Here is a 23930-nt window from a genome sequence, read left to right as displayed (position 1 = left end):
TGTAGGTTTAGGAACTATATATTATTAATCCAGGTTGAGGGATTGTTGTTTTTTGCTGGAGTTTTTTTGAGATGTCTGATCTATTTACCCACGGTTACGCGCTGTTGATTGGTGTTGGTACTACTGCTGACCCTCGCGATTCGCTTCCTGTAACAGTCAAGGATGCTCAAGCGCTCAAAGATGTGCTGACTGACGCAAATTTTTGTGCATATCCCAATACCCGCGATCGTGTCCGGTTGTTAAAGAACGAGGGTGCGACTCGCAGTGCCATTTTGGAGGGTCTGGACTGGTTAAAAGGATGTGCAGATGCAGACCCAGATGCCACGATCGTCATTTACTATTCTGGACACGGTACTGACCTCGCCAGTAATGCTTACTACTTACTCCAACATGATTTTAATCGGCAAGCCATTCCACAAACAGCCCTTTCAGCCGAAACGTTGACTGAGAAGTTACGCAAGATCGAGGCTAAACGTCTCTGGGTCATCATTGATAGTTGTCATGCGGAGGGGATGGCTACCGCTAAGAATGATCTGCCAGCAGACTTTTTGCCTACAGCGTTGCCGAAAGGGGTGATTGATGCCCTGAAGCAGGGGGAAGGCCGGGCGGTGTTCACCTCATCACGAGGACCTCAACCTTCTTACGTGCGTCCAGATGGCATCCTCAGTGTCTATACCTATCATCTGATTGAGGCGCTGAAGGGAATGGCAAATCAACCGGGCGATCGCCTCGTCAAAATTTCCAACGTCATGACTCACTTGGGAAAAACGGTTTCAGAGAGTGCCCGTAACTTCTGGGACGAAGAACAAACCCCGTTTTTTGATGCAGCGACGGAGGATTTTCCAGTGGCAATGTTGCGCGGTGGCAAGGGACTGCCCAGCCAAACCCAGAGTCCAGAGTTGCCTAGGGTGATGACACATCAAGAGGTGATGACCCCTGCCTTGGCGATGGCGAAGCGATCGCTGGCTATTCTAGAAGAACAGGCTGCTGGCTATGGGAAGCTGCAAATCCCTGGCCATCTGCAGATTGACCTAGAGGAAAAACGGCGACAGGTGGCAGAATTGGAAGCAAAATTGAGAGATGGGAAATCGAATGGATGATTGTGCTCATGTCGAGACACTATTGGCTAGAGCCAAAAATGTGCTTGAAAAATTAGAGATAAAAAGAGCAGGTTACACCGTCCTCACTATACCCTCAGAGTTAGAGATCGAATTGGAGGCCAAACACAAGGAGGTCGCTGATCTAGAGGATCGTTTAGCGAAGGCACAATTAGCAAAGAAAGAGACTCAGCAGTCAGCTCAGTCCGAGATCAATCGTCAATCTGCGATGCGATCGCGAGTGCCAGATAGCCATTACATAGAACGAAATGAGGCGAAAACGCTGTTAGAACGCTTTGCCTTAGCACTCAACGAATCTGAGGGACAACCCTTGCTATTCAATATTTGCGGGACTGGCGGAGTTGGTAAAACAACGTTACTGGGGCGGTTAAAGGATGCCCATGCAGGCAAAGTTGATTTTCTGGAGATTTGTTTTGCGAAAACGCCTGATATCGAAACTCCCCTAAAACTGATGCGAAAGGTACATGAGCAGGCTGTTGAGAGTTTTAGATGTGAAAAGATCGCCGATTCATTCAAACAAAAATACCAGCAGTTTGAGTCAACTCTATACAAGTTGAGTCATGAGTCAATTGATGGTGAAACAACTAGCAGCGAAGAAGCAAAGAAGATTACAAGCTGGTTTCAACGCTTCATATGGCTACGCCCAATAGGCTTGACCTCCACCTCAAGTAAGCCGACATCTTTTAATGTTTCAGGGGTAGGTTTTTCTGCATTAGCAGGGATCGGAGAGGATGCAGACAGCTTGCAAGAATGGATCGAGCAGCGAGTGTGGAATCACCCTGCGACCAAAGACCAGCCTGAGCTACAGGCTCTTATGTTACAGCCAGTTTCCAAACTGACGCAGGCATTTGCTGAAAGTCTGATGCAAATTGCCCAAAGCAGAGGACGATCGCTCGTGCTGATTTTGGATACCTATGAAAAAGCACAGTCTTACCTGAATCAATGGCTGTGGCAGTATTTGGTCGAATATACGGCGTTGTCTTGTGCACCAGTAAGGCTGGTGGTTGTAGGGCGGCGATCGCTGCAAGCAGATGAGGGTTGGCGCAAGCTCAACCAGGATCGGAAGTTGCTCCTTGAGGTGCCACTTAAGAAGTTTAGCAAGAAGGATACAGAGGAATATCTCAAGCAAATTGGCATTGAAAATGGCGGTATGCGCGCCAAAATCTACAAGGCAACACAGGGATTACCCTATTATCTAGATTGGGTACGGAAGCAAGGAGAGCAAGGTGAAGAACCTGATTTTTCCCAAGGAAACCAAGCGATAGCTGAATTACTTTTGCAGGGGATAGATCCCCGGCATCGGAAAGTTTTGTATGTGGTAGCTTGTTGTCGATGGTTCGATCGGGCGATGATTCGGTATTTGCTTGGAAGCGTTGACTTAGACTTACAACAAGATGCCGATAAAGCAGAAGGTTACTTTGAATGGTTGAAAGACTTAGATTTTGTTGAGTTTACCAAAGGGCACTACCGCTTAGATGATGTGGCGCGGGATGTCTTTCGGCAGTCCTATTTTCAGGAGAATCAAACTCAGTTTCGCAAAACTCATGCTTTACTAGCCAAGTATTTCGAGCAACAAGCGGATGAACTTGTTACTCCTGAAATGTTTTTACCCGATCAGTATGAGGATGAGGAGTGGCGAGAACTGATGGCAGAGTGTCTCTATTACAATCTTTTTGGCAAGGGAAAGGAAGGACTCCAAAAATATATTGAACAGGTCTTTACCGCAGTTTATCTGCAAGTACCAGATGTATTTATGGCTCCCTTTACTTTCATTTGTGCAGAGATAAGTGAAGAGAACCTGAATCTGCTTCCCAAAGCGACAGACAAATTTTTTAAAGATTCGGGAACAGCTCTGAGCTTTGGGTGGAATTTTATATATATACCGCCAACAAACTACAAGATTAAATTTGAAGGTGAGAATACTCCTCCGGAACAAGCAATTGAGGAATTTGCAAAACAAATTGAGGTATCTATTCAATCCCTGTTGGGATCTGTTGGTGCTCTCAAGGATAGTCTAGGCAAGTGTGCAGGACTGATATATAAATCTTTACGTTGCAATAGATTCAGTGAAATAACTGATTCACTCTTGGAAGCGAAAATCCAGTGTGAAAAATTAACTCACTGCGATCCGAAACTGAAGCATACTCTTTTTTCAAGTCTTGGTGGCTTACTCGGAAGTGCAAAACTTTACAAGGATTCACTTGATTGCTATCAGAAAGCACTGGTGTTAGACCAAAGTAATGCATCCACTTTTGTTGGGCTGGGTGTTGCTCTAGGCCATCTAGAGCGATATGAAGAAGCGCTGGAAAGTTGTCAAAAAGCGATTGACCTCGATCCTGAATATGTTAATGCTTGGGTAAATCGAGGGAAGGCTCTCCATCATCTAAAGCGATATGAGGAAGCGCTGGAAAGTTTGCTAAAAGCGCTAGAACTCGCTCCTAAATCTGTTGATGCTTGGGTACATCAAGGGGCTGCACTACGCACTCTAGAGAGATATGAGGAAGCGCTGGAAAGTTTCCAAAAAGCGCTAGACCTCGATACTAAATCTGTTGATGCTTGGGTACATAGAGGGAATACACTCTATAATCTAGAGAGATATGACGAAGCGCTGGAAAGTTATCAAAAAGCACTATACCTCGCTCCTGAATCTGTTGATGCTTGGGTAAATCGAGGGGCTGTACTACTTAATCTAAAGAGATATGAGGAAGCGCTGGAAAGTTTGCAAAAAGCGCTATACCTCGCTCCTAAATCTGTTGATGCTTGGGTAAATCGAGGGAAGACACTCAATAATCTAGAGAGATATGAGGAAGCGCGGGAAAGCTTCCAAAAAGCGCTATACCTCGCTCCTAAATCTGTGGATGCTTGGGTAAATCAAGGGGCCTCACTCTATAATCTAGAGCGATATGAGGAAGCGCTCGAAAGTTATCAAAAAGCCCTAGACCTTGATCCTAAATCTGTTAAAGATTGGGTAAATCGAGGGGCTGCTCTCCTTCATCTAAAGCGATATGAGGAAGTCCTTACTACTTGCGAGCGAGTTTTTATGATTGATTCTAAGAATCATCAAGCACTGAACACTCAAGCACTAGCATTAAGTCTTCTCAATAATTTTGAAAAAGCTATTACAGCCATTGACGAAGCAATTAACTTAGAGCCTAAAGAAGTATTACACAGGGCTAATCGTGGCATTATTTTGGCAAGATATAGTCGATACACCGAAGCCCTTGCTGATTGTGAACAAGCGATTAAGCAAGATCCTAAGCATGAGAGTGGCTATTACGGTAAAGCCTGCTGCTACGCACTACAAGGTGATATTGGACAGGCTATCGATAATCTACAGAAAGCGATTGATATTGCACCTCGCCGAAGCCGAAACGAAGCAAAACACAACCCAGATTTTGACAGTATCCGAGATGATGAACGATTTCGAGCTTTGATGTAATTAGCCTCATTTTAATTTCATTGTGTAATTTTTATATATCGAGGTTGACTTTTTACGCGATCGATCCAAGTTTGAATTGCTGGAAATCTGGTTAAATCAAATCCGCCTTCGCCCGCAACATGAGTGTAAGCAAATAAACCGATGTCGGCAATAGTATAAAAATCACCAACAAAAAAGTCATGTTTTTCTAAATGCTGTTCCATCACCCCCAAAGCAGCATAACCGGGTGCTTGTTTTTGTTGCAGTGCTTCTTGATATTCTTCAGCTTTTCCTGTCATGTACCAAAACCGAGAAGTCGCAATAAAAGGTTCGTGGCTGTATTGTTCAAAAAATAACCACTGCATGACTTGAGCTCGTTCAAATTTATCAGTCGGGAAAAACTTAGTACCTTCGCTCAGATAAAATATAATCGCATTGGATTCAAAGAGAAATTTATCCGGTTCTATTTCTAAAACAGGAATACGCCCATTAGGGTTTTTGACTAAAAATTCAGGAGTTCGACTTTCTCCTTTGAGAATATCAATTTCGATCCTGGCGAACGAAATATTCAGTTGATTTAAAAGCAAGCGGACTTTGTAGCAATTCCCAGAAAGCGAATATTCGTATAGTTTCAACATAAGCACTTGTTTATATCGCAGAGAACACAAAACACGCCGAGTTAACAAACAAAGAGAAGTTCACAAGTTATTATTGTAGCATTTGCGAGTAAGGTCGGCTTTGCTACTTTCATAATATTTGACTTTACCAAGCTTTTTAGCTATGGTTTTTTCTCACAAATCATTTAGGATTGCTATAGTATTTCCGGTAGCACAACGGTTGTCTGTTTTGGAATTAGGATCGCGAATTAAATAATTTACACTCTTGAAAGTGGGGTGGGCTCTCGTAGCCCGCCCTTTCTGGACGGGCGGGACGCCCATCCCACAAAAACATCAAAATTTTAAGTTATTTAATTCTCATTCCTTATTAGCGGTGCTGGACATCTTCAGCTCGCAGATTTAGCGTTGCTGGGATCGGTAATTGCTCCTGCTTTTGGCTATGCTGAAGGTGGGCGATTAGCTCCAATTTTAGGTGGATGGCAAGTTATCAGTTTGGTCTTAGTAATTGTAGCTTCTTTCGAGGTTTTGCCAAAATATTTGTTGTCTTAAAACAAGGGTTGAGAGCTTCACCGATAGCCTGGTTCGGTTTTGCTTATGTCAGTATTTTCAGTCAATTTATCGCATTTTTTGCCTGGTATCATGGTATGGCAATTGGTGGAGTTGCCCGGGTAGGTCAAATTCAGTTATTGCAACCATTTTTGACCATCCTAGCTTCGGCAATGTTGCTTGGTGAAACTGGGGAGCCGATCGCCCTAGTCACGACCTGTTTGGTTGTTGCTAGCCTAACTGCGGGTAAAAAAGCATCAATTAAGCGGGCAGCAGATTTGTGAGGCGATCGAGTCTATCTAACGATAGATGTAAAGCGTTGACTATTTCTATTCAATACTATTAATTAACTAATTTTTTAGGAAAATAGTAATGTTAGATATTGATGAAATGAGTTCAAAAGAAATAGACGAGATGCTCCACAAAGTAGGGTACGGTCATCTTGGCTGCATACACGAAGGCAAACCCTACGTGATGCCAATGAATTATTATCTCGAAGATTCGGACATCTACCTGTTTACAACCGAAGGCATGAAGACTCACGACATAGATGCAAATCCCGAAATCTGTCTACAGGTTGAAGAAATACACGATCCGCTTCATTGGCGCAGCGCGATCGTCAATGGTCGCGCTTCGCGCCTCACTCTTCAGGAAGATATCGATCGGGCAATGCACTCGATCAAAGAACGCAATCCAACGCTGTCACCTGCTATCAATCGAACCTGGATTGACGCTCAAGGACGTTCAGAAACGATCGCAATCTACCGCATCGACGCGAGTGAAATGAGCGGACGCACGACAGATGGAGTCAGCAGTCGGTAAGCAGCGAGATACCTCGACCTAGGAGAATGTTGAGGGAAACCCCGGGAGCATCTCATATTTGTAAAAACACTTCTTCTGGCTCCTTCCTTCTTCCTCTTTCTTTCTTCCTCTTTCCTCCTGCCCCGCAGCCTCGGGCCTTAAAACTCCAATTTCTAGCTTAACTGCTTTCATTGAGATGCTCCCGAAACCCCATTCTCCTAGGTCGAGGCTTCACAATAATTAATCCATTGCTTTGATTCTTTTGACTATTTTTTCACAACGCATCCTATGACGAACAAAATTGAGATAAACAAATCTGTGCCGCGCGAGCGATGGGGTGAATTTTTCGATCAGTTTTCAGATGGTAATCGCGGGCGGCATATTTCCATCGAAATCATCAATTCAGAACTCGGTGATGCAGAACTGATTAAGAACGCACCATTGATGGCGATGGTTTACGATCGCCCTGGAAAGGGAGATGATTTGGTGATTGAAGTGAGTAAAGATGTGGTGACTTATGCTCGCACGATCGATTCACCAACTGAAATTTTAACGGGACAGGACTCAAACGGCGTGATGATAGCGGTTCGGATTAGTGACGCTGCTGGGAGACAAACATCGATCGATCTACAAGCTAATTGATCTCGTTGAATAATGCTGAGTTTAGTTGATTTCAGTATCCAATGTTTCATGGCCCACACTCAATAACCCACAGAAGTGAATATGTCTGAAATTCAAAACAAAGTAGTAATCATCACCGGAGCCAGCAGTGGGTTAGGTGAGGCAACCGCGAGGCGACTTGCTGCTAGTGGAGCCAAACTAATGTTAGCTGCCCGCCGCGAAGATCGTCTCAAAGAACTGGTTGCCGCGATCGCCCAATCAGGGGGAACTGCAACCTACCAAGTGACAGATGTGGCAGATTGTGCACAGGTGGAAGCCTTGGCGCAAAAAACTTTGAGTACCTACGGCCGTATCGACGTACTCATCAATAATGCCGGCTTGATGCCGCTCTCTCCCCTCGACCAAGTAAAGGTGGAGGAGTGGGATCGGATGATCGATGTCAACATCAAGGGCGTTCTGTATGGGATTGCTGCGGTGTTGCCCACTATGCGCCAGCAAAAGTCTGGTCACGTCATTAACCTATCGTCTGTGGCCGGACATAAGGTGTTTTCGGGGTCAGCGGTCTACTGTGCTACCAAGTACGCAGTGCGAGCGATCTCTGAAGGGCTGCGGCTAGAGTCAAACGGTGAAATCCGTTCGACTAATATCTCACCAGGAGCCGTTGCTACTGAGTTGACCAACACGATTAGCGATAAAGATACAGCAGCGAGCATGAATGAATTTTATGCGATCGCCATTGATGCAGATGCCATTGCCCGTGCGATCGCCTATGCCATTGAGCAGCCCGGTGATGTTGATGTAAATGAAATGATCGTCCGTCCGACTCGTCAAACACTTTAAAGTCAGAGGAGAACATCATGAAACAGCGAAAACTCGGCAATCAAGGATTACTGGTGTCGGAACTAGGACTCGGCTGTATGGGAATGTCCGAGTTCTACGGCACAGCCGATGAGTTAGAAGCGATCGCCACCATTCATCGCGCCTTAGAGCTAGGCGTGACTTTGCTCGACACGGCTGATATGTATGGTGTCGGTCACAATGAGGAATTGGTCGGCAAAGCAATTAAAGGGCATCGCGATCGAGTCATCATCGCCACCAAGTTTGGCAATGTACGCGGTAGCGACGGCAGCTTTCAGGGCGTGAATGGCAAACCCGAATATGTCCGCTCTTGCTGCGATGCCAGTCTCAAGCGTCTGGGCGTAGATACGATCGATCTTTACTATCAGCACCGAGTCGATCCAAACACTCCCATCGAAGAAACCGTAGGTGCAATGGCGAAGCTCGTCCAAGCGGGAAAAGTTCGCTACCTTGGGCTTTCCGAAGCCGCGAGCGCCACGATCCGCCGCGCCCATGCAGTGCATCCTATTTCAGCACTCCAGACTGAATATTCGCTCTGGAGCCGGGAGCCAGAAGCCGAGATTTTGCCCACCTGCCGAGAGTTGGGGATTGGCTTTGTGCCTTATAGCCCTCTGGGGCGCGGGTTTCTCACAGGCAAAATCAAGAGCCTCGACACGTTATCTGACGGAGACTATCGCGCACAACGATATCCTCGCTTTCAAGGCGATAATCTCCAGCAAAATCTGCAGCTAGTCGAGCAGATTGAGCAGATGGCAGCCGCTAAGGGCATCAAAGCTGGACAGTTGGCCCTGGCTTGGGTCTTAGCTCAGGGCGAGGACATTGTGCCGATTCCAGGCACCAAACGCCGCACCTATTTAGAAGAAAATATTGCGGCTGCTGCTGTGACGCTGACTCCAGCAGAACTAGACCGAATCGCCAAAGCGCTGCCATTAGGAATTGCGGTGGGTGATCGCTACCCCGATATGAGCAGCGTCAATCGTTAGGAATTGGCGCGAGTAAAGTATTGGGCGTTGCTGATTAACGGTACGAACCAAATTTTTTCGGAAGTTATAAAACTCACCTTCCGAGGGCTGATGGCAATTCGGAACTATTGAATTCATCCCTGTATTAAGCAACGCCAAGTATTCTTAACTACGGCTAAATTTTTGATTGAGGAGCGATCGATCTTCTCAAAACTTCTGGTTTGGGGAACACCCGTCAGTACCTACAGCAGATTGCAGGTAGATAGAGTACACTCATGTCAGTACATGAACAATATTCCGATCGGGTGGTATCTGGATATTTGTCACTATCTGAGCAAGTTGAGCATAGTATCCGTCTAACTCACTTTTCATCGTGCCACCCTATTTTTCTGGTTATACATAACCTTTTATTTTATTTTGTTTCAGCAGTCTGTGTACAAAAGCTTTACTCACATCAAATTGCGTGGCTAATTTTCAATTGATGTATTTTCTGACTCGCAGGCTTTGACTACTTTTTATCGCTCATGCGATGGAGTAAAGTTTCATTTTACCTGTGAATATTTATGCAACTTCATGTAAATTTGGTATTACTTTTAGAGGATGATGGATGATTGGGAAGACTAACGTTGAGTTTTAGATAGATACCCGACTTCTTTCCTCATCCCCCGGCTCTGCCTGGGGACGCAGACAAGCGAGGCTGTGCCTCTTGTGCAGCCCAGACAAGCGAGGCAGAGCCTCGCTTATATGGGTTCCCAGGCAGAGCCGGGAAACCAGCTAAATTGTAGGGACAGGGCACGGCGCCGTGTCCTGACTTAGATATCCTAGTTTCTAGCCGCCCCAAACTTTCTTTAAAACCTCTTGAGGAGAGATGTCTGCCATTTTGCCAGTAGGAGATTTAATGCCCAAAAATCGATCGCTCTTTGGCAGCAATTTCGCCGGTTCAGTCGGGCCGAACAAAGCTATTGTATAAGTTTGAACCGCCACAGCTAAGTGCATCGGCGCACTGTCAGTACATATCATCAAATTAGCAGCAGCAATAGTGGCCGCCAACTTGCCGACATCATCCGGCGAGATAACTTTTACATTTGGACATAACTCGACTAACTTTGTCACGAAGTCTGCATCTTCGGGGCCTTTCACAACAACAACAGGCAAATTAGGCTGCCGCTGCTGACAATCTTCGATGATTTGCTTCCAGTTGTCTGTAGGGTAAATTTTGTCAATACCTTTAGACACAGCTAATTGACTGGAACCGCCGTGAATTAGAATGTAGCCGCTTTCTTTGATTCCCAACCGTTGCTGTTCGGCTTCCGCCCACTGAATGTCCTGTTTTGGTACATTAATTGCCAGCGGCGGACAAGGATTTTTAATGTTGAATCCTTGCAACAAATCGTGGTACATTGAAGCCGCGTACTGTTGAGTTTTCAGCGGTACGGCAGCGGTGAGAAATCGAGCGCCGTTGGTTCCCGAATAGCCAACTCTCTGCGGAATGCCGGTCAGCCACAGCAGAAGTCCTACAGTCCACCGCTGACCGAGGGAAATCACTGCTTCGTATTCGCGATCGCGAATTACGCCCAGTAAATTGCCCAAATCTGCCAGAGCGTTGCGGTCTTTGAAATTGTACGTCAAGACTTCTTTGACGGACTTGCAGACTCGGTAAGCGCCCTTCGCCCTCGGTTCCACGATGACATCAATTTGCGCGTCTGGATAAGACTGCTTGAGGTCATCGAGGGTGGGGAAAAATAAAATTTGGTCGCCAATCCCGCCTGGGACAAGTGCTAGTATTCGCATCATAAACGATCGGCTATTATCTATCGAGGTAGCTCTGTGCGATCGGTCTTCAGCTATCAGCTTATAGTATTTCTAGACTTTAAAAGCTACTGGCTGACAGCTAAACAACTGACCCAAAAGTACAGGACGCTCTTAATATATACCTAGTTGGGTTAAGAACGGTTAGTTAATGCACTTATTAATTCCTGCGGCGGGTTCGGGGCGACGGATGGGGAGTCAGCGGAACAAACTGCTGCTGACTTTGCTGGCAAAACCTTTGCTGAGTTGGACTTTAGCTGCTGCTGAAGCTTCGCAGCACATTAGCTGGATTGGCATCATGGGTCAGCCAGACGATTTTCCTGATTTTAAAGCAATTCTGAGCGATTTATCTTTGGTTAAGCCCGTGGAACTGATTAAAGGTGGCGCGACCAGGCAAGAGTCAGTTTACAACGGTTTGCAGGCTTTGCCACCAAATGCCGATCGAGTGTTGATTCACGACGGGGCCCGATGTTTGGCAACTGCTGAATTGTTCGATCGATCTGCAGAGGCCCTCTTGAGCTGTCCGGGCTTGATTGTCGCCGTCCCGGTCAAGGATACGATTAAGGTCGTAGATGAGCGTCGGATCGTGCGAGACACCCCTGACAGAAGCAATTTGTGGGCGGCCCAGACTCCCCAAGGATTTGAAGTGAAATTGTTAAAGCAGTGTCACCAAGAAGGGCGACAGAAAGGTTGGGAAGTTACCGACGATGCGGCTTTGTTTGAAAAATGCGGTTTACCAGTGCAAATTGTGGAGGGAGAAGAGACGAATTTGAAAGTCACAACACCGGTTGATTTAGCACTAGCTGAATTTATTTTGCGGCAGAGAACAGTTCAGAGTAAATAGAATTTGTTGACTATTTTTAAGAACGGGCTCTCTGGCCCGTTCCACAATCAAGAATTTGTTAGTTGTGGAACAGGCCAGAGAGCCTGTTCAATAAGAATTTGTTAGTTGTGGAACAGGCCAGAGAGCCTGTTCAATAAGAATTTGTTAGTTGTTGAATAGGCCAGAGAGCCTGTTCCTTATGTTATCTTATAAATATCATAGCTGGAAGTAAACATATGATTTCTGTTGCGCCGATCGCACCACCGTTACTCATAGGCGAACAGCGGGTGGTGTTTAGAAATATTACTTGGCCGGGTTATCAACAACTGCTCAAGATTTTGGGCGATAAACGAGCGGCTACATTGATATTCGATCGAGGGACTTTAGAAATTACCATGCCTTTAGAAGAACACGAATTTTCGGCACGCTTAATCGAACGACTGATTATTATTTTGGCTGTAGAGCTAGGTTTGAAGATTAAAACAATGGGTTCGACAACCTTAGATCGATCGGACTTAGAGCGCGGTGCAGAACCAGATAATGCCTATTACATCCAAAATCAGCCCCTCGTAGCCGGTCGCACAGTAGATATAGCAACAGATCCGCCACCCGATTTAGTCGTAGAAGTAGATATCACCCATAGCGATATTGATAAGCCAGCTCTCTATGCCAGTATGGGAGTACCGGAGTTTTGGCGGTACAATGGTAGAGAATGGCGAATTTATAAGCTAGAGAACGATGAGTATTTGGAAGTATCGGTCAGTCCCACTTTTCCGATCGTGCCCAAGGATAAGCTGTACGAATTCTTGGCAGCAGCGCAGCTAGATGAAGTAGAAGCGGAGGTGAATTTCCGCAACTGGGTGAGAGAGATGACAAATATTAATAATACAAGTGGAGGATGAAAGCAATGCAATATAGCGGTCAATGGCGGATCGCAGAGATGGCAATGTGGGATAGTGATTACTTAGACATGGAAGTTGAAGCCTATATCGAAATCGATCAAACAGGTTCAGGAGAATTTCAATTCGGTTTAGTATCAGGTGAAATTGACGGCGAAGTGGTAAAAGATGGAAAGGATGGGCGATTTGAGTTTACATGGGACGGTAATGACGAAAACGATCCTGCATCTGGTAGCGGTTGGCTCAAATTAAAGGATAAAAACTCGGTAGACGGTCGAATCAAATTCCACCAAGGTGATAGTTATAGTCTTGTTGCTAAGCGCATTAGCAGTAAATAAATCGCACTATTGGTTGCGGAATTTTTTGTTACCGCAGACATCTGCGCTAACAAAATCTCATCCGCGTCCATCTGTCTTCATCTGCTAATATCTGCGCTAACAAAATCCCAATCTAACCAATAACCAATAACAACTGACTTAGGTTTCTCATGAAGGATTGATCGGAAACTCGCCCTCACTATCAACCTGGGCCGCACTTGTAACTGCATCCAAAAACGCAAACACTGCCGGAACTAACAGCGCATCCCTCAAAACAGCCACCCCAATTACCCTCTCAAAATCCGCCGGCAAACTGCAAACTTTCACCGAAGCAGGTATCGGTTCTGCGGCCAAACGGGGCAGAATTGCTGTACCCAAACCTTGTAGCACCATACTGACAATAGTTGAATCTTCACTGAGTTCGTAAGCGATATTTAAGGGAAATTTCACAGTTGTCAAATACTTGCGCAGTGGCATCGAACAAGGATTTTCTGCCGGCTGCAAAATCAGCGGATAGTTCGCTAATTCTTCCCAGGTAATCTTAGCACTTTTACATTGTGCATTCGGCGGCAGCAACACCAGATATTGATCCCGCAAAATTTCTCTAGTTTCAAATTCATCAGAGATGGGAAGAGATACAAAGCCGATGTCTGCTTTGCCCGATCGCAAAGCCTCTTCCACAGCTTGCGTATAATAAACTTCGGTAATGCTGACCGCAATTTTGGGAAAGCAACTGCGAAATTTTGCAATAATACCCGGTAGGATATGAGTTGCGACACTCCGAAAAGTCACTATCCGTACCTGGCCTCCCTGCAAACCTTTTTCTAAATCCGCTTCTTTGACCATCATTTCTAAGGCGCGGGCTATTTGACGCCCGTGATTCACTACCCTTTCCCCCACCGGCGTCAGTTGAGCACCGTGTCGCCCCCGGTGGAACAATTGCACTCCCAATTCTGTTTCTAAAGAGGCGATGGCGTGGCTGACTGCGGACTGGGACAGTTCCAATTGCAAAGCCGCCTCGCTAAAGTTTTCACAGTCTGCTACTGCTAGCAAAGCCTGAATTTGAGAGAGTTTCATCCGCCGCGTATTGATTTCGTTCATAGCGTGTGTGCCAGTAGTACCCAAATTGTCACAATGGCTTCTATCCATCTATCGATTTTATTCATACAACCTATGCAAGCAATGCTTTGATTGTCAATTGCCGCAGAGTTAAGGTTAATTTATCAGGTAACAGATAGACTTCAACAAAAGTTGCACGACAACAATATTAGGCGGTAATTGCCATGACAATATTGCATTTTTAAGCTATTGTCTGTCATTTTATGGATGCAATTTTTGTAGAAATTATAATTTGAAGGTGTGGGCTATGTCTACTTGCAGAAATCCGACCGATACCCCAACAATGAAAGTTGTTTCGATTGCCGATCGAGCTAAACCATCGGAAAAACATAAAGGACGATCTGTCTTTTGGGTGATGAATCAAATTTGGCAGTTTTTTTTCGCGGCCGACGGCCCCGACGATCTGAGAATTTGGCAGACCTCAGATAATGATGGTAACACTTGGTGGCACGGTTGCGATCGAGCTACAGGTCGCTCTATCGACGCAGCAACTGACGATGAAATGCGCGATTGGATCGCTCGGCGTTACTGCCAATAGTCGATTGTCGGTTGTGTGGAAATGAAGTGAAATACAGTCTTCGATTAGCAATTAGCCAATTAGCAATTGCCAATTACCAATTCCCAATTACCAAGTAGGAGATGCTATGCTTCAAATATCTTCCGAGTTGGCAGCGCCCGTTAGCGGAACCCTCGAAGAGGATCGCATTATGCTGATGGAAAACGAGGTATACAGATTGCCTCAAACTCATCGAGAAATTCAAGTTTTGTCAGGAACTGCTTGGATCACGGTTGACCGACAGGACATCATCTTGCAAAGCCATGAAAAAGCATCGCTTCCACCCAGTAAAAACTTTGCGGTCATCTCCGCACTCAACAATATGCCGCTGATTCTGGCAGTCTGGCAAGACAAAAACCAACTCAGAACTTAGCGAGTGAGAAAAAATTCGGCAGGAACGCCCCAAAAAGCTCTATCTTAATAGTTATCACTTGGCTATTGGAGGACTCGATCGGTGCACTGCCGCTCTTACCACTTCAGCTATCTCGCAGCTATAGGTATTGTTTTTTCCCCCGCACTCAGCCTGCTGGCAATTTCAGACGCTCGGGCTTATGCCCCAATTATAAATCCGCAGCGCGCCCAAGCGAGCTATCGCGCCCAAGCAACAGACCCCAAAACGCAAGCAGACCAACTCTTTGAAACAGGAGTAAAACAGCACCGCGAGGGTTTGTTTCGAGAAGCAATCCAGACTTTTGAGCAAGTTTTGGCAATTCGCAAGCAACTAGGCGACAAACCCGGAATTGGAGAAACCCTCAACAATATGGGGGAAGTTTATGGCGAAATGGGTTTGAGGCCCAAAGCTTTGGAAGTTCTGCAGCAAGCTTTAGTCATTCACCGAGAAATCAGCGGAGGGCGTCGTATCGCGCGCACTCTCAATCTCATAGGTTTCGTTAACCGGATTGGGGACAATTTTTCCGAAGCGATGAAACTGCACCAAGAAGCTTTGGAACTTGCCAAAACTGCCAACGACCAAATTGAAATTGGAGAATCCCTCCACAACATCGCCGCCGTGTACGGAGAACAGGCAGATTACGCCAAGGCGATCGAATTTTACCAACAAGCGCGCACCATTCGCACGACCTCCGGCGATCGCCGCGATTTAGGCCGTACCCTCAATAACATGGGCGGCGTCTACTACAACATCGGCGATTTTAATAGAGCGATGGAATTTTATCACCAAGCTTTAGCAATTCGCCGGGAAATCGGAGACAGGGCTGGCGTCGGCCGCCTCCTCAACAACATGGCACTTACCTCTCGCAAACTCGGTAAAGATACTCAAGCGCTGATCTATTTTCAGCAAGCAATACCGATGTTAGAAGCAATTGGCGACAAGACAAGTATCGGACGCTTGCTCAACAATATGGGCGCAATTTATGAAAGTCTTGGTCAATATCCTCAAGCTCTAGAATCCTACGAAGGAGCTTTAAAAATTGCTCGTGAGGGCGGCGATAAAGCCGGAGAAACTACAGCGATGGAGGGTATTAAGCGATTGTCTTCCAGTCAGCTTGTGCCGCAATAATGACTGTTATTTGCTAGAACAATCAATCAATATCAGCTATGGATATCCGTACCGAAAAGCCAGAAGATGTAGAAGCTGTTCGCAACGTCAATATTGCGGCATTCGGGCGAGAAAATGAGGCCAACTTAGTCGATCGATTGCGGGGAATAGCAGCTACATATTCATTCGTTGCCGTACAATCCGATCGCATTGTCGGACACATTTTCTTCAGTCCGGTTGTCGTCGAAGGAAAATGTTCTAGGAATTTGTCGATTCTGGGGTTGGCACCAGTCGCAGTTCTTCCCGAATATCAGCGCCAAGGTATAGGAACGCTGCTGATCCAGCAGGGTTTAGAAGAGTGCAGGCGATCGGGATTTCAGGCAGTAGTTGTGCTGGGTCATCCAGATTTTTATCCGCGTTTTGGGTTCATTCCTGCTAGTAGAAAGAGCTTAAAATGTGAATATGATGTGCCCGATGAAGCATTTATGGTGTTGGAGTTAGAAATTGGAGCCTTGCAGGATTGCAGCGGAATGGTGAAGTATCGATCGGAGTTTAGTCTATGCGAGTGATATTAATTCCGCCATTGATCGGAATTATTCATCTCTCTCTGATCTCCCTCTGCGTTCTCTGCGGTTAAATCATTCCGATGCAACCGGAACCGATCTGACGAAGTGGCGGTTTTTATTGTGATGTATCGTAAAAAATTATAAAAATAACATTTAGGAGTCAGACTGGAAAGCTGTTGTGCTGTACTTGCTTTTGTGAACCATAAAACTTCCACAACTATTGCCTAGCAAAGCTATTTAAACGCCCCCTTTTCCCCTCTCCACCTTTGCACCGTGCAAAGCAAAAACCGGAGTCAGAGCAGATTTCCCCTTCAGAGAAACAGCTCCCAAAGCCTCGCAAATGAAGTTTAGCTCGATCGACTCACACACCCTTTCAGCAATCAAAATTTGGTTTTCCCCCGCCTTGCTCATCAACCGAGCAGCCGTATTCACCGTATCGCCGAGGATATTAAACTCCCTGCGCCCTCGCGGTTCCCCAACCTCAGCAGCAAACACCGGCCCCAGGGACAGCCCAATTTGACAGCTTACTTTTATTTCTTGACCCCCGATAATTACCGGAGGCAAGGCTGCAATCATATCTCGGATCGCAATCGCCGCACTAGCCGCGCGGCTGGCGTCATCCGTGTGAGCGTCGGGCACGCCAAAATAAATCAGCATATCCGAACCATTCAAGTGCGCCGTTACTTTTTGCAACACGCCCCCTTTAGCTGACACTACAGCATCAATCGACGCAAACACCCGAGAAAAACCCAGTACCAGATTGACTTCTTCCTCCAGCGAAGCTTTGTCCACAGACTCCGGTAAACCAATCAAGTTGACAAACATCACCGTCGGTTCGGGAAAATCCGGCGGGATTTTCCGCCTGTCAGCATTTTCCACCAGCAGTCTCAGAATGGCTTTGGGAATATAACTCGCAAGGGGTTCAAGCCGCTTGACAGCTTCCCCGATTTCTTTTACCAAGCCCGCAACGCTGCGATCGAGCAATACCGAACTCGGCATCCGCCGCCCTGTCAAAGTGATATCATACTCTCCGAGTCGATCGTCCGTGAAATCGTCCGCCACCAAAAAATAACCCGGTTTCCCGGCTTCAAAACGAAATTGCTCTCCCAAACACTCCCTAGCAATTTCAGTCACACACACCCGCCCCACAGTCCCAGAACCCTCAGCTTGCTTGGCTTGCTGAACTGAATGCCCCAGCAGTACGTGAGCCATCCGCAGCGGCGTACCGATGTCAGCACTAATATAGCGGCCGCAGTGGATGCCCACCCGCATCCTCAAAGACAAAACACCCCGCGCCGTTTCAATATTGGCAAATTCAGCCATCGCCCGCTGCATCCGCAAACCCGCCCGCACCGCCCTGGCTGTATCCTCTTGGTAAACTCCTGACAGAAACTGCACCAGCATCGCATCTCCGGTAAACTCCAGCAAATCCCCGCCCGATTTGCTGACTATTTCAATCATCGAGGCAAAATAGTCGTTAATCACGCCCAGCAGGCTTTCAGCTCCCTTGCGCCCCTGGGTCGCGTTCGCTTCCAAAAGCGAGGTAAACCCTGCCAAATCCGTGAACAGCAAGGTGCCTGTTTGCCACTGGTAGCGCACCTCGCCCGGGTTGGGCGGAGATTCGGATACCGGCCTGGGTACGTAGTCGTGGAGGATGTAGCGGAGAGTGCGCAGGTGCTCGAAAACTCCCATGAGCGTTGCGGGGGACGGATCTACCCACGCAGCAGCGTACAGTTGCGCCGAAAGGAGCGCTCGCAGCTGCAGTTCGATCGGAGCTAAGGGAGGATTGTAGGTTAATCTATTAATAATTTCCACCTAGTCTATTCTTAAAAAATAAGGTAAGTTCGATCGCTCTAGAGGCAACACCAATAGTTCGACTTAATACCATTATGATAAGTTTCCAGTGAACCCATACCAACCAAACCCAGAACCCACGATAGAAACTTCCAAAAGTCACAGTTTGCTAGCTCCCGATTTGATCGAAGCTGCTCGATCGGCCTATGGTATGTATCTAAAAGTGCATTCCGACCAGATGCAGCGTCCGGCCGGTGTAGTTGTCAGTCGAGGCAGCGATCGAGGTCAGCTAATTTTTGCTTCGCAGCCCGTTTTGTTGCCAGGTGAACGTTTTGTTACTTTTGACGAAATTGAATCTCAAATGTATTAATTGGTAATTGGGCAAACAGGCCAAACAGGCCAAACAGGCCAAACAGGCCAAACAGGTCATTGCCAATTGCGAGTGGGAAATTGACAACTAATATTTATGTTTGCTCGAACGCTTGTCAAAAAATAGGTTGGTAGTGAGGACTAAAGTCCTCAGAATTTGACTTTTGACTAAAGTCATTACTACAAACCTTATGGGTAATTGACCGAACACAATCTAACAATTAATAAATAACCACAGTCAACAGTCAACAGTCAACAGTCAACTTAATGGAAATAATCTTTAATTGCCTTGTCACGGCGATCGTCTTTATTGTCGGAGCGGCTATTGGCAGTTTTCTAAATGTGGTAGTCTATCGGTTGCCTGCGGGTTTGTCGGTGATACACCCTCCTTCTCGCTGTCCCAAATGTTTAAATCAACTCAGAAATTACGAAAATATACCCGTGTTCGGTTGGCTGTGGCTGCGGGGACGCTGCAATCACTGCAGCAGTCGGATTTCTGCCCGCTATCCGCTGGTGGAAGCAGCTACTGGTTTGCTGTTTTTGCTAATCTTTTGGCGGTTTGGCGTCACAGTACAAACTCTCGGTTTTTGGGCTTTGTTTAGCTGGCTGTTGGCTTTGTCTTTGATTGATTGCGATACAATGACTTTGCCTAATTCTTTAACTCGATCGGGTTTGGTGCTCGGATTGGTTTTCCAGGTGGCGAAAGGTTGGTGGCCGACATTTAGTCCGATCGACTCCGTTAACTATCTGGTACTCGACGGGATCGCGGGAGCAGTTGTCGGGTTGTGGCTGTTTGACGCCATCGGACTCGCCGGGACGATCGGCCTGGGGCAGAATGCGATGGGGGCCGGAGATACCAAATTGGCAGCCTTGATGGGAGCTTGGCTGGGCTGGAAATACTTGCTGCTAGCGGGATTCATCGCTTGTGTAGCCGGGGCTTTTGCCGGTGGCGGGGCGATCGCCCTCGGTTTGCTCGATCGGCGTCAACCCATGCCTTTCGGCCCGTTTCTGGCTCTCGGTACAGCAATTACAGCTATGTGGGGGGAAGCGATCTTATCTACTTACTTGCAGTTGTTTTTCCCGAATTTTAGTTTCTGATCGGCAGGTGGTCAGGTGCGATCTAACATAATATTGTCTCAAAAATTGGTAAAATTGTTCCGTGTCTTGGATTACACTTACAACTACTAACTTTCGCTGGGAAGCGGAATTAATGCAGCAGCTCCTGGCTGCTCATGAAATCCCCGCCCGGATTGTAGACTTGGGCATAGCATCTTATTTGGGGGCTGGAAGTGCTACAGCCTTGCAAGTTCTTCCAGAACACCAGCGAACAGCATCGCTCCTCATCAGTCCAGTTGAAGATGAGCCAGAATCTGGTGATTAGTCATTAGTCATTAGTCCTTAGTCACTGAACAACTAGCAATTGACAACTAGCAACTAACAACTAACAATTACTAATTACCAATTACCAATTCCCAATTACCAATTACCAATTACCAATTACCAAGTTTTAATGTCTCTATTTGATTGGTTTGCAAATCGAAGAAAATCAGTACCGAACTCCCAAGAACGGCCGGAACGAGAAATTGCGGACGGACTTTGGAATAAATGCGAAGCTTGCGGTGCCCTGAGTTATACCAAAGACCTGCGAGCAAATCAAATGGTTTGCTTGGAATGCGGGCATCATATCAGAGTTTACAGCGACGATCGCATCGAGCAGTTGATCGATCCCAATACCTGGGTGCCCCTTAACGAAGGACTGCACGCCACCGATCCCCTGAAATTTCGCGATCGCAAAAAATATAGCGATCGACTCCGAGAATTTCAAGAAAAAACAGGGCACCTAGACGCCGTAGAAACAGGCATCGGCAAACTCGAAAATTTGCCAGTCGCCCTCGGAGTCATGGAGTTTCAGTTCATCGGCGGCAGCATGGGCTCAGTTGTCGGAGAAAAGCTAACTCGCCTCATCGAACACGCCACGCGGGAACGCTTGTCCGTAATCATTGTCTGCGCTTCCGGTGGTGCGAGAATGCAAGAAGGAATGCTCAGCTTGATGCAAATGGCTAAAATTTCCGGGGCTCTAGAACGCCACCGGGAAGCGAGACTGCTTTATATCCCGATTTTGACCCACCCGACCACCGGCGGCGTCACTGCCAGTTTTGCCATGCTGGGAGACATTATAATTGCAGAGCCAAAAGCTACTGTGGCCTTTACGGGCGGCCGGGTAATCGAGCAAACTCTGCGGGAAAAGCTGCCGGAAAATTATCAAACTTCCGAATACTCCTTCGCCCACGGTTTTGTAGACTTGATTGTACCCCGGACTCAATTAAAGAAAACTCTCGGTCAGCTCATCAGCCTCCACCAGCCCCAGCCTTTCTTTGCCGACTCGGAATTCCCCGCCCTCAATGGCAGCGACAACCACGCTTTGCCCCCGCAGACTCACGCTTTCAAACTTTCTCCCTAAGCTGCCGCGCCGGAAGATTGTCTGTTGGTGAGTGCAGGGCACAGAGGGAAATTTCTGAGGAATTGCGAAAAACCCGGGTTCTACCAAAAATATGGAGTTTGTTAACGAGACGTTCACGCAGGCACCGGGTTTTGAACCCCGCCCGCAACAAGTCCTATTGTTGACATCCTCCCCGGCCGTACCGCAGGATTCCAAGAATCACTTCTTGGGCTTCCTCTTTCCACGACTCGACTTACATTGAGGAGTTGCCTCACCAATGCAGAGGTCGATGTCTTCAGAGGCGTTTAACGTTCCCGTGTGCCCCACGGTACGGAGTGCTAACTCAAGTATGTTAATTGCTGCATTCCAGTCTCGGTCTATTACAAAACCACAATGGTGACAGCGATGTGTTCTTTGACTCAAAGACTTCTTGATGACTTCCCCACAGTTGGAACAGTTTTGAGAAGTGTAGTGCGGTGGTACGGCAACCGTTACCACACCAAACACCTTGCCAAAATATTCTAACCATTGACGGAAGGCCAACCACGCAGCATCAGATATAGACTTTGACAGTTGTCTGTTTCTAACCATGTTACGCACCTGCAAGTCCTCATAGGCAACCAAGTCGTTAGACTGGATGACGCATCTTGCTAACTTCACGGCAAAATCTTTACGCTGCCTACTTACCTTGAGGTGCTTTCGACTCAGGCGATTTCTCGCTTTGACTCTGTTTTTCGACCCTTTGGTCGTGCGAGAAAGTTTACGACTAAGACGCTTTATCGCTTTCTCGGACTTTCTCAGATGACGGGGGTTCTCAATTGTCTGACCGTCCGAATCGGTGTAGAAGTGAGTCAATCCAACATCCAGTCCAACAGTCTTACCCGTTGGCTTTCTCTTCTCTACCCGTTCTTGGTCAAGGCAAAACTGAACGTAGTACCCATCAGCTCTACGAACAACACGCACTCGCTTAATCTGCTTCAACTGGTAGAAGTGCAGGTCACGAGTTCCCCACATCTTGAAGCTTCCTGCTTCAAACCCATCAGTGAAGGTGATAGTTCGTCTATCGAACGACAACTTCCAGCCCGTTGTTTTATATTCAACAGAGCCATGTGTTTGATGCTTCTTAAAGCGTGGGAAGCCTTTCTTCCCTGGCTTGCTTTTTTTGCAGTTGTCATAAAACCGAGCGATAGAACTCCAAGCCCGCTCAGCAGAAGCTTGTCGAGCTTGGGAGTTAAGTTTGCCGGCGAACGGGAACTCTTTGGCGAGAACAGCGCAATAGGCGCTCAACTCGTACTTGCCAATCCCCAAGTTGTCCAACCAGTATCTAAGGCAGCTATTGCGGACAAAGCGAGCAGTACGAATGGCTTCATCGAGCCGCTCGTACTGCTGTGCAAGTCCCTCTAGTTTTGCCTCAAAAACAAGCATACTTACGCTGACATAACTAGCGTAAGTATACCACCGTTAAAGAAAGCCGTCCTAGAAGGACGGGGCTTTAAACCCATTATTTTTGGTAAAAACGACGCAGCAGTGGGATGATATTGATCGGAAGTTGATTGGCCCTGAAGTTTGGCTGGGCAAAAATGCCTAGTCGCAGTTAGCGGTTAGTTAGCTTGCGATAGATCGAACAACATCTCAGAACAAACTAACAGAACAAGCTAACAGCGCTTTCTAAAATTGTCCGGCTTTCAGTTAATAGCCGTCAACTCAATTTTGACCTGTCAGCGACCTAAAAATTATGGGTTTTGCAGACCTGTCCATCGCAGAAATAGCAGAGGACTTCAACGTCCCTGTTGAAGACGTGATCCGCTTGTGCGACGAGTTGGAAATTGCCTACAAGCACCCTCAAACCCGTTTGGCTTTGGAGGATGTTAAGGCAATTATGTCCACTCTCGAAAAAAGGCGCGACTCAAAACTTCTTGCAGATTAGATCGCAAAATTCCTCTACCTTTAAAGGTATGGCTGCACAAACTTTCGCCAGTTGTTGCAGAATCAGGGAATTTTGAACACAAATCTGTTTGCCAGGTATGATCTCTTAGCGTTCAATAATTTGCCGGATTTTTTTAAGGAGAACCATGCTTAAAAGATATTTCATTGCTCTGACCGCTGTATTCTTGAGCTTTCAGTTATTTGTCAGCAGTGCGATGGCTGTCGAACTGAGTCCTGAACTTCGCACTGTGACTTTGAATGACAAGGGTGCTCCGGTAGTGCTGAGCCTCAAACAAGTTCAGCAAGGCAAACGCCTGTTCAATTCGGCTTGCGCTCAATGTCACGCTGCGGGGATGACCAAAACTGACCCGAACGTGAATTTGAGCCCGGAAACTCTGGCTTTGGCCAACCCGCCCCGGAATAATATTGAGTCGCTGGTGGACTTTATGAAAAATCCCACCACTTATGACGGGTTTGAGGAAATTTCGGAACTGCATCCGAGCATGAAGAGTGCGGATATTTTTGCTGAGATGAGAAATCTCTCGGATGACGATTTGTACGCGATTGCCGGTCACATTCTGTTGCAGCCGAAAATTGTCTCCAAGCAGTGGGCTGGTGGCAAAGGCGCTCGCTAATCGATTTTAGATTTTAGATTTTAGATTTTGGATGTTGGATTGGGAGAGGGCTGAAGTTCGGCAAGAATTGCTGGCTGGTTGTTTTTCGCTCTAACATCTGAAATCTAAAATTTACCAAAAACTTGGGTTTAAAGCCCCGTCCTTATAGGACGGCTTTGGGTTAGACTTTTAACGTAGCGAGTTCTCACGTAAGATGTTCGTTTTAGAATTCAAGGCTAAAGGCAAACCAAATCAGTAC

Annotated in this window: 26 protein-coding genes; 20 read left to right on the top strand and 6 right to left on the bottom strand. The window is 46.7% G+C overall.

The genetic code is table 11. From position 1 onward, the window contains the following. Positions 1–71: 71 nt before the first annotated feature. Together QUA99_RS12160 and QUA99_RS12155 are read left to right on the top strand one after the other, a co-directional pair. On the top strand, positions 72–1100 hold the full coding sequence (locus QUA99_RS12160) for a caspase family protein (protein WP_333236575.1): 1029 nt from the start codon (positions 72–74) through the stop codon (positions 1098–1100). Continuing rightward, positions 1093–4557: a tetratricopeptide repeat protein gene (locus QUA99_RS12155; protein WP_333236577.1), complete on the top strand. Its 3465-nt coding sequence runs from the start codon at positions 1093–1095 to the stop codon at positions 4555–4557. Before QUA99_RS12160 ends, QUA99_RS12155 begins: the two co-directional genes overlap by 8 nt. A 17-nt stretch (positions 4558–4574) precedes the next feature. Here QUA99_RS12155 and QUA99_RS12150 read toward each other — a convergent pair whose 3' ends face one another. Next, positions 4575–5174, bottom strand: a complete 600-nt coding sequence (locus QUA99_RS12150) for a glutathione S-transferase family protein (RefSeq protein ID WP_333236579.1) — start codon at positions 5172–5174, stop codon at positions 4575–4577. 455 nt (positions 5175–5629) lie between these two features. Here QUA99_RS12150 and QUA99_RS12145 point away from each other — a divergent pair, with 455 nt between their 5' ends. Beyond that, positions 5630–5983 carry an EamA family transporter gene (locus QUA99_RS12145; protein ID WP_333236581.1) on the top strand — a complete coding sequence of 118 codons (354 nt, stop codon included), beginning with the start codon at positions 5630–5632 and terminating at the stop codon, positions 5981–5983. Between the two features lie 88 nt (positions 5984–6071). Then, positions 6072–6521, top strand: a complete 450-nt coding sequence (locus QUA99_RS12140; RefSeq protein WP_333236583.1) for a pyridoxamine 5'-phosphate oxidase family protein — start codon at positions 6072–6074, stop codon at positions 6519–6521. 18 nt (positions 6522–6539) lie between these two features. Here the strand turns inward: QUA99_RS12140 and QUA99_RS12135 are convergent, their stop codons facing one another. After that, positions 6540–6692 (bottom strand): hypothetical protein, encoded by a 153-nt coding sequence (locus QUA99_RS12135; protein WP_333236586.1) that lies wholly within the window; start codon positions 6690–6692, stop codon positions 6540–6542. Positions 6693–6788: 96 nt separating this feature from the next. Here QUA99_RS12135 and QUA99_RS12130 point away from each other — a divergent pair, with 96 nt between their 5' ends. The 3 genes from QUA99_RS12130 to QUA99_RS12120 all read left to right on the top strand — a co-directional run bounded on the left by QUA99_RS12130 (position 6789) and on the right by QUA99_RS12120 (position 8962). Then, positions 6789–7142, top strand: coding sequence for a DUF5335 family protein (locus QUA99_RS12130; RefSeq protein WP_333236588.1), 354 nt, complete (start codon positions 6789–6791; stop codon positions 7140–7142). A gap of 81 nt (positions 7143–7223) precedes the next feature. After that, complete coding sequence (locus tag QUA99_RS12125; protein WP_333236590.1) at positions 7224–7961, top strand: SDR family oxidoreductase; 738 nt, start codon at positions 7224–7226, stop codon at positions 7959–7961. A 17-nt stretch (positions 7962–7978) separates the two neighbouring features. After that, complete coding sequence (locus QUA99_RS12120) at positions 7979–8962, top strand: aldo/keto reductase (protein WP_333236592.1); 984 nt, start codon at positions 7979–7981, stop codon at positions 8960–8962. 807 nt (positions 8963–9769) lie between these two features. On the opposite strand, the gene QUA99_RS12115 is transcribed toward QUA99_RS12120, so the two are convergent. After that, positions 9770–10732, bottom strand: coding sequence for a glycosyltransferase family 9 protein (locus QUA99_RS12115; protein WP_333236624.1), 963 nt, complete (start codon positions 10730–10732; stop codon positions 9770–9772). Between the two features lie 169 nt (positions 10733–10901). On the opposite strand from QUA99_RS12115, the gene ispD reads away from it, so the two are divergent. The 3 genes from ispD (at position 10902) to QUA99_RS12100 (ending at position 12810) form a co-directional block, all read left to right on the top strand. Further along, on the top strand, positions 10902–11594 hold the full coding sequence (gene ispD, locus QUA99_RS12110; RefSeq protein WP_333236594.1) for a 2-C-methyl-D-erythritol 4-phosphate cytidylyltransferase: 693 nt from the start codon (positions 10902–10904) through the stop codon (positions 11592–11594). 215 nt (positions 11595–11809) lie between these two features. Beyond that, positions 11810–12475 (top strand): Uma2 family endonuclease, encoded by a 666-nt coding sequence (locus tag QUA99_RS12105; RefSeq protein WP_333236596.1) that lies wholly within the window; start codon positions 11810–11812, stop codon positions 12473–12475. After that, a complete protein-coding gene (locus QUA99_RS12100; RefSeq protein ID WP_333236598.1) occupies positions 12472–12810 on the top strand; it encodes a hypothetical protein in 339 nt (112 codons plus the stop codon). Before QUA99_RS12105 ends, QUA99_RS12100 begins: the two co-directional genes overlap by 4 nt. Positions 12811–12957: 147 nt before the next feature. Here QUA99_RS12100 and QUA99_RS12095 read toward each other — a convergent pair whose 3' ends face one another. Then, a complete protein-coding gene (locus tag QUA99_RS12095; RefSeq protein WP_333236600.1) occupies positions 12958–13890 on the bottom strand; it encodes a LysR family transcriptional regulator in 933 nt (310 codons plus the stop codon). Positions 13891–14191: 301 nt separating this feature from the next. Here QUA99_RS12095 and QUA99_RS12090 point away from each other — a divergent pair, with 301 nt between their 5' ends. The 4 genes from QUA99_RS12090 to QUA99_RS12075 all read left to right on the top strand — a co-directional run bounded on the left by QUA99_RS12090 (position 14192) and on the right by QUA99_RS12075 (position 16531). After that, positions 14192–14446 carry a hypothetical protein gene (locus QUA99_RS12090; protein WP_333236602.1) on the top strand — a complete coding sequence of 85 codons (255 nt, stop codon included), beginning with the start codon at positions 14192–14194 and terminating at the stop codon, positions 14444–14446. 106 nt (positions 14447–14552) lie between these two features. Further along, on the top strand, positions 14553–14837 hold the full coding sequence (locus QUA99_RS12085; RefSeq protein ID WP_333236604.1) for a hypothetical protein: 285 nt from the start codon (positions 14553–14555) through the stop codon (positions 14835–14837). A gap of 81 nt (positions 14838–14918) precedes the next feature. After that, complete coding sequence (locus tag QUA99_RS12080) at positions 14919–15983, top strand: tetratricopeptide repeat protein (protein WP_333236605.1); 1065 nt, start codon at positions 14919–14921, stop codon at positions 15981–15983. A gap of 38 nt (positions 15984–16021) precedes the next feature. Then, entirely contained in the window at positions 16022–16531 is a 510-nt protein-coding gene (locus QUA99_RS12075) for an N-acetyltransferase (protein WP_333236607.1), read from the top strand. A 234-nt stretch (positions 16532–16765) separates the two neighbouring features. Here the strand turns inward: QUA99_RS12075 and QUA99_RS12070 are convergent, their stop codons facing one another. Beyond that, positions 16766–18343 carry an adenylate/guanylate cyclase domain-containing protein gene (locus QUA99_RS12070; protein WP_333236610.1) on the bottom strand — a complete coding sequence of 526 codons (1578 nt, stop codon included), beginning with the start codon at positions 18341–18343 and terminating at the stop codon, positions 16766–16768. Positions 18344–18431: 88 nt separating this feature from the next. On the opposite strand from QUA99_RS12070, the gene QUA99_RS12065 reads away from it, so the two are divergent. From QUA99_RS12065 to accD, 4 genes are all read left to right on the top strand, one after another. After that, complete coding sequence (locus QUA99_RS12065; protein WP_333236613.1) at positions 18432–18692, top strand: hypothetical protein; 261 nt, start codon at positions 18432–18434, stop codon at positions 18690–18692. Positions 18693–18958: 266 nt separating this feature from the next. Continuing rightward, entirely contained in the window at positions 18959–19789 is an 831-nt protein-coding gene (locus QUA99_RS12060; RefSeq protein ID WP_333236615.1) for a prepilin peptidase, read from the top strand. A gap of 61 nt (positions 19790–19850) precedes the next feature. Next, entirely contained in the window at positions 19851–20072 is a 222-nt protein-coding gene (locus QUA99_RS12055) for a hypothetical protein (protein ID WP_333236617.1), read from the top strand. A 129-nt stretch (positions 20073–20201) separates the two neighbouring features. Continuing rightward, positions 20202–21152 carry an acetyl-CoA carboxylase, carboxyltransferase subunit beta gene (accD, locus tag QUA99_RS12050; protein WP_333163939.1) on the top strand — a complete coding sequence of 317 codons (951 nt, stop codon included), beginning with the start codon at positions 20202–20204 and terminating at the stop codon, positions 21150–21152. A gap of 198 nt (positions 21153–21350) precedes the next feature. On the opposite strand, the gene QUA99_RS12045 is transcribed toward accD, so the two are convergent. Beyond that, the gene (locus tag QUA99_RS12045) at positions 21351–22556 is read right to left on the bottom strand and encodes a transposase (RefSeq protein WP_333236619.1); all 1206 of its coding nucleotides are present in this window, start codon (positions 22554–22556) and stop codon (positions 21351–21353) included. 310 nt (positions 22557–22866) lie between these two features. On the opposite strand from QUA99_RS12045, the gene QUA99_RS12040 reads away from it, so the two are divergent. After that, positions 22867–23058 (top strand): hypothetical protein, encoded by a 192-nt coding sequence (locus tag QUA99_RS12040; protein ID WP_006633443.1) that lies wholly within the window; start codon positions 22867–22869, stop codon positions 23056–23058. 145 nt (positions 23059–23203) lie between these two features. After that, entirely contained in the window at positions 23204–23692 is a 489-nt protein-coding gene (gene psbV, locus QUA99_RS12035) for a photosystem II cytochrome c-550 (protein ID WP_333035576.1), read from the top strand. Positions 23693–23930: the final 238 nt, after the last annotated feature.

It is taken from the genome of Microcoleus sp. F10-B2 (assembly GCF_036704965.1).
Taxonomy (GTDB): Bacteria; Cyanobacteriota; Cyanobacteriia; order Cyanobacteriales; family Microcoleaceae; genus Microcoleus.
This window is presented reverse-complemented; position numbering and strand designations above follow the sequence as displayed.